Origin of the sequence: Acidisoma sp. (assembly GCF_035492295.1) — a bacterium.
Lineage (GTDB): Bacteria > Pseudomonadota > Alphaproteobacteria > Acetobacterales > Acetobacteraceae > Acidisoma.
Genome location: NZ_DATJJK010000114.1, coordinates 1 through 3,953, shown reverse-complemented (window position 1 = coordinate 3,953; position 3,953 = coordinate 1). Strand labels below are relative to the sequence as shown.

6 protein-coding genes are annotated in these 3,953 nt (G+C 63.5%); 4 read left to right on the top strand and 2 right to left on the bottom strand.

All coding sequences use genetic code 11. The features are described from left to right. The coding region (locus VL752_RS08205) for a dienelactone hydrolase family protein (RefSeq protein WP_325354004.1) at positions 1–657 on the top strand (657 nt) is incomplete at its 5' end. A gap of 231 nt (positions 658–888) precedes the next feature. Here the strand turns inward: VL752_RS08205 and VL752_RS08200 are convergent. Next, on the bottom strand, positions 889–1,626 hold the full coding sequence (locus tag VL752_RS08200; protein ID WP_325354003.1) for an SDR family NAD(P)-dependent oxidoreductase: 738 nt from the start codon (positions 1,624–1,626) through the stop codon (positions 889–891). A gap of 84 nt (positions 1,627–1,710) precedes the next feature. After that, entirely contained in the window at positions 1,711–2,007 is a 297-nt protein-coding gene (locus tag VL752_RS08195; RefSeq protein ID WP_325354001.1) for an ArsR/SmtB family transcription factor, read from the bottom strand. 207 nt (positions 2,008–2,214) lie between these two features. Here VL752_RS08195 and VL752_RS08190 point away from each other — a divergent pair, with 207 nt between their 5' ends. The 3 genes from VL752_RS08190 to VL752_RS08180 are packed head-to-tail and all read left to right on the top strand — an operon-like array spanning position 2,215 to position 3,807. Next, the gene (locus tag VL752_RS08190; RefSeq protein WP_325353999.1) at positions 2,215–2,541 is read left to right on the top strand and encodes an ArsR/SmtB family transcription factor; all 327 of its coding nucleotides are present in this window, start codon (positions 2,215–2,217) and stop codon (positions 2,539–2,541) included. Then, positions 2,538–3,005, top strand: coding sequence for an SRPBCC family protein (locus VL752_RS08185; RefSeq protein WP_325353997.1), 468 nt, complete (start codon positions 2,538–2,540; stop codon positions 3,003–3,005). The genes VL752_RS08190 and VL752_RS08185 overlap by 4 nt, the downstream gene beginning before the upstream one ends. Before the next feature lie 31 nt (positions 3,006–3,036). Then, positions 3,037–3,807: a DUF899 domain-containing protein gene (locus VL752_RS08180; protein ID WP_325353995.1), complete on the top strand. Its 771-nt coding sequence runs from the start codon at positions 3,037–3,039 to the stop codon at positions 3,805–3,807. The last annotated feature ends 146 nt before the right edge of the window (positions 3,808–3,953 follow it).

Genomic DNA, 3,953 nt, shown 5'->3' with positions numbered 1-3,953 from the left:
GGGCGCTTCCCCGCCCTTATCCTGTATTCGGAAATCTATCAGGTGACGGCGCCGATCCGCCGCACCGCCGCCTATCTCGCGAGCCACGGGTTCCTGGTCGGAGTCCCCGAGGTTTATCATGAGTATGAGCCGGCGGGGACCGTGCTTGCCTATGACAAGCCGGGCACCGACCGCGGCAACGAGCTGAAATTCGCCAAGCCCGTGCCGAGTTATGACGCCGATTGCCGGGCGGCGCTCGATTTCCTCAAAAGCCACCCGAATTGCACTGGCAGCCTCGGCGCCTTCGGCGTCTGCCTGGGCGGCCATCTCGCCTTCCGGGCTGCCTTGCAGCCGGATGTGAAGGCAACCGCCTGTTTCTACGCGACCGACCTGCACACCCATACGCTGGGCGCAGGGGCGAATGACGGCAGCCTGGACCGTGCGGCCGAGATCCAGGGTGCGCTGCTGATGGTCTTCGGCCGGCAGGATCCGCATGTGCCGCTGGAGGGCCGCAACATGATCCGCGCGCGCCTGGAGGAGGCGGGCGTGCAGTACGAATGGCATGAGGTCAACGCCGCCCATGCCTTCATGCGCGACGAAGGACCGCGCTATGACGCGGAACTCGCCCGCTTCGGCTATGACAGCGCGCTCAGGCTGTTCCGCGAAAAGCTGAGGTAGGTCGCGGGCTATTTGGCTTGAGACCGCATGAACGCTACCAGACGCAGCACGTCGTCTGATCTACGCGAAGGGCGCGAAACGCGTCGATCCAGGGGGCGCTTCTGCTGTCCAAGACGGCGCGGAACGCGCAACCGCTGGAACTGGCACTTGATATGGCAATCCCCCATATCGAATTTCACGCTGTCTGAGACGCCGGTGTGGGCGGCGGGTTGCCCCGCCGCCCTGTTCGCATTAGCGCGCGCCGCCGCCGGTGTAGAGGCTCTCGCCCGTCACCCAATGGGAATCGTCGGAAGCGAGGAAGACCGCGACCGGCGCGATGTCATCCGGCCGGCCGATACGGCCGAGCGGCGTCTGTGCCACCACGGTCTCGCCGAATTCGCCCTCGGCGAAGGCGGCGGAGCCTTCGGTGAGGACCAGGCCTGGGCTCACGGAATTGACGCGGATGCCGCGCGGCCCGAGTTCCTTCGACAGCACCACGGTCAAGGCATCGACCGCGCCCTTGGTTCCGGCATAGACCGAGGTGCCCGGCGGATGCACCCGCGTGACGAGAGAGCTGACGTTGATGACGCTGCCGCCCGTCTCCGGGAAGTGCTTCACCGCCGCCTGCGTGGTCAGCAGCAGGCCGAGCACGTTGGTATTGTACTGGCGATGGAATTCCTCCGCGGTCACCGCGTCCAGCGGTGCGAAGGAATAGACGCCGGCATTGTTCACCAGCACGTCGATTTTGCCGAAGGCCGAGACGGTCTCGGCAACGATCCGCTCGGCGGCATCGGCGACCGAGCCCTGAACGGCCACCGCGCGGCCGCCGGCCGCTTCGATAGCAGCGACGGTCTTATCCGCGCCCGCCTTGTCGGACGCATAGTTCACCGCGACGGCCGCACCCTCGGCCGCCAGTGCTACGGCAATCGCCGTGCCGATACCCTTAGACGCGCCGGTGACGAGCGCGACCTTTCCTGCAAGCTTGCTCATGACTAACTCCTGTAGCGTTTCAGTTTAGACAATTAGATAACTGTCTAACGATAAGCGCCAGTCAGGTCAGCGCAGGGCAGAACTTCAGATTTCGGATAGGCGCTTCAGGTAAGCGGCAAGAACGTCGCGCTGCAAGGTCAGATTGGCAAACTTGCCCTCGCGCACGATTTCGATCAGCCCGGCATTCTCCAACTCCTTCATATGATGGGAGATGGTGGCGGCGCTGACCTCCTGGCACTGGTTCAGCGTGGTGCAGGCGACCGTGCCGTGATGCTCGCCTAGCATTTTCAGCATCTGATAGCGGCGGGGTTCGGCGAGCGCGCGGGCGATCTGGGCGAATTGCCGGTCGGTCAGCTCGGGCAGGGTGGTCGACGAACTCATCCTTGCCCTTTTACAGCTATGTGACGGCTCTGTCGCGGCCGGATCCGGCCAAAACCCTGCGCCAGGCTCGCACCAGGATTACGGTGACGTGTCCGCGGCCCGGCTTCGACGACCCCGCCGCCGCCCAGGCTTGGCCGGGCTGGAGATGTCACTTGGCTTCATAAAATTAGTATTGACTAATTGATTAGCGAATACTAATCATGCGCCATGATCCAGTCTCTCCAGGTTGATGCCGTTCTCCATGCCCTTTCGGACCCGACCCGGCGGGCGGTCTTCGAGCGTGTTGCGCGATCGGAGCTTAACGTCTCTGAACTGACGCGCGAAAGCGGCGTCACCCAGGGCGCCGTTTCCCAGCATCTGAAGCTGCTCAAACAAGCCGGCCTGGTGGCCGAGCGCCCGCAGGGTCGCCGCGTCTTCTATCGCGCGCGGCCCGAGGGTCTCGCACCACTTTTCGACTGGTTGAGCCATTATGACGCCTTCTGGAGAGAACGGTTCGTCGACTTGCGGGTTCTTCTCAAGGAGATCGATCCATGACCGAAGACATGGTGCAGACCGGCACGCGGGCGATCGTGGTTGACGACGTCTTCCCTCATAGGCCGGAGAAAATCTGGGCGACACTCACCCACCCGGATCTGATGGCGCGTTGGCTAAAAATGACTCCGATCGGCTTCGAACCGATCGTGGGAAATTGCTTCACCTATCAAACCACCGCCGCCGGCGCATGGGACGGCACAATCCGATGCGAGGTCATCGAGGTCGTTCCATTCGAACGCCTGGCCTATCGCTGGAAGGGCGGGCACGAGGGTAACGCCGGCTACGGCTCGCTGCTGGATACGGTGGTCACCCTGACACTGGAGCCGACGGAGAGTGGCACGCGCCTGCGTGTGGTCCACTCGGGCTTCGAACTGCCGCGCAACGAGACCGCCTTCCGCAACATGAGCGGCGGATGGACTGGCGTGGTCGCGCGCATTCGCAGGATCACCGACGAAGAGATCTGAAGCGCTGAACAATCAACGAGGGAGTGATGCTATGGAGCCGGAACTTCCGGGAAATCATCCGCCAGTCGTATCACCGGCAGCATGGCGCGCGGCGCGCGATGCCCTGCTGGCGGAGGAAAAGAAGCATGTCCGTGCGCGGGATGCGCTGGCCGCGGAACGGCGACGCATGCCATGGATGGCGGTCGAGAAGGATTATGTCTTCGAGGGGCCGAAGGGGCGGCTGAGCCTGGTCGATCTCTTCGCGGGTCGGCGCCAACTGATCCTCTACCGCGCCTTTTTCGAGCCGGGGGTGTTCGGCTGGCCTGAACACGCCTGTCGGGGCTGCTCGCTCGGTGCGGATCAGGTCTCGAACCTGATCCACCTCAACCAACGCGATACGACCCTCGCCTATGCCTCGCGCGCGCCGCAGGCCGACATCGCACGCCTCAAGACCCGCATGGGGTGGGAACAGATCCCCTGGTACACGCTGACCGACAGCTTCGACGCGGATTTCGGTGTTGATGAGTGGCACGGCCATAACGTGTTTATCCGTGAAGGCGACAAGGTCTATCGCACCTATTTCATCGACAATCGCGGCGACGAAGCGCTGGGCACGCTGTGGAGCTATCTTGATCTCACACCGCTCGGGCGGCAGGAGGCGTGGGAGAATTCACCCGAGGGCTACCCGCAGAGCCCGCCGTATAAATGGTGGAATTGGCACGACAATTATGAAGCCGAGACGAAGCCAGACGCCAGATGGGTGGAGATTTCGGATGCGGGGGAAGCGGCCTTTCGTGATCCCGATGCACCGGTGAAGGCGTGAACCTGTCGCGCGGGCTGGCGCTGGCCGCCAGTCCGACCTTCGCTCTGATGGCATTGGGAAGCGTGGTCCAAGGCTTGCCGCCGATGGGAAGCGGCGGCCCGGACATGGGGATGCCGTCTTTTGGCGGCGGGATGACGGTGATGTAT

Excerpts from the sequence above, each read along its gene's own strand:
- VL752_RS08200 (WP_325354003.1), bottom strand. The coding sequence starts at position 1,626 with ATGAGCAAGCTTGCAGGAAAGGTCGCGCTCGTCACCGGCGCGTCTAAG.
- VL752_RS08195 (WP_325354001.1), bottom strand. The coding sequence starts at position 2,007 with ATGAGTTCGTCGACCACCCTGCCCGAGCTGACCGACCGGCAATTCGCC.
- VL752_RS08190 (WP_325353999.1), top strand. The coding sequence starts at position 2,215 with ATGATCCAGTCTCTCCAGGTTGATGCCGTTCTCCATGCCCTTTCGGAC.
- VL752_RS08185 (WP_325353997.1), top strand. The coding sequence starts at position 2,538 with ATGACCGAAGACATGGTGCAGACCGGCACGCGGGCGATCGTGGTTGAC.
- VL752_RS08180 (WP_325353995.1), top strand. The coding sequence starts at position 3,037 with ATGGAGCCGGAACTTCCGGGAAATCATCCGCCAGTCGTATCACCGGCA.